This window comes from Rhodopseudomonas sp. WA056 (assembly GCF_010906995.1).
GTDB lineage: Bacteria > Pseudomonadota > Alphaproteobacteria > Rhizobiales > Xanthobacteraceae > Rhodopseudomonas > Rhodopseudomonas palustris_G.
Genome location: NZ_QPFS01000249.1, coordinates 1 through 1049, shown reverse-complemented (window position 1 = coordinate 1049; position 1049 = coordinate 1). Strand labels below are relative to the sequence as shown.

Genomic DNA, 1049 nt, shown 5'->3' with positions numbered 1-1049 from the left:
GTGCAGGGCGTTGGTTATCAGGTGCATTGCGCCAGCCGCACTCTGCAGGCGCTGCCGTCGCCGGGCGAGGCGGCGGTGCTGTCGATCGAGACCTATGTGCGAGAAGACCAGATCAAGCTGTTCGGCTTCCGCACCGATACCGAGCGCGAGTGGTTCCGCCTCTTGCAGACGGTGCAGAGCGTCGGCGCGAAGGTGGCGCTGGCCGTGCTGTCGACGCTGCCGCCGCACGACCTCGCCAATGCGATCGCGTTGCGTGACAAAGCCGCGGTGGCGCGCACGCCCGGCGTCGGGCCGAAGGTCGCCGAGCGCATCGTCACCGAGCTTAAGGACAAGGTGCCGGCGCTCGGCAACGTCGATCCGGCGGTGGTGCATCTGTCCGGCGCGATCGACGACAACACCGCGCCGCGCGCCGTCGCCGACGCGATCTCTGCGCTGGTCAATCTCGGCTATGGCCAGCCGCAGGCGGCGGCGGCTGTCGCTGCGGCGTCGCGCAGTGCCGGCGAGGACGCCGCGACCGCGCAACTGATCAAGCTCGGCCTGAAGGAGCTGTCGAAGTGAGTATCACCGACACCGACCGCGCGCTGATCGATGCCGCGATCGAAGCGATTACCAAGCGCTATCGCAACGACTGGCAGGAGGTCGGTGCCGCGCTGCTGACCCGCACCGGCCGGCGCTATGTCGCGGTCAATCTCGACGCGTATCTGGGCCGCATGGCGGTGTGCGCCGAGGCGGTCGCGCTGGGGCAGGTAATCACCGAACTGGGCGAGGCCGGCATCGACACCATCGTGGCGGTGCGCCACCCCAAGCCGCACGAGTCCAATCGCGAGGTCCGCGTGGTGTCGCCCTGCGGCGCCTGCCGCGAATTGATCTGGGATTACGACCGCAACGCCCGGGTGCTGGTGCCGGGACCGGACGGCGTCGAAACGGTCGGGATCAGCGAGCTACTGCCGAACAAATACAGCCGGGAGCGGGTGCTGTGAGCGTGTTGGCCGAAGTCCTCTCCCCGCGCACAGCGCGCTCCCTCTCCCGCCTGCGGGAGAGGGCTGGGG

2 protein-coding genes are annotated in these 1049 nt (G+C 69.1%); both read left to right on the top strand.

Annotation, left to right across the window (positions count from 1 at the left end):
- Positions 1-558, top strand: a 558-nt coding sequence (gene ruvA / locus DU475_RS23840) for a Holliday junction branch migration protein RuvA (RefSeq protein WP_164633520.1), incomplete at its 5' end; no start/stop codon positions are given.
- Positions 555-980, top strand: coding sequence for a cytidine deaminase (locus DU475_RS23835; RefSeq protein WP_164633519.1), 426 nt, complete (start codon positions 555-557; stop codon positions 978-980). The genes ruvA and DU475_RS23835, both read left to right, overlap by 4 nt.
- The last annotated feature ends 69 nt before the right edge of the window (positions 981-1049 follow it).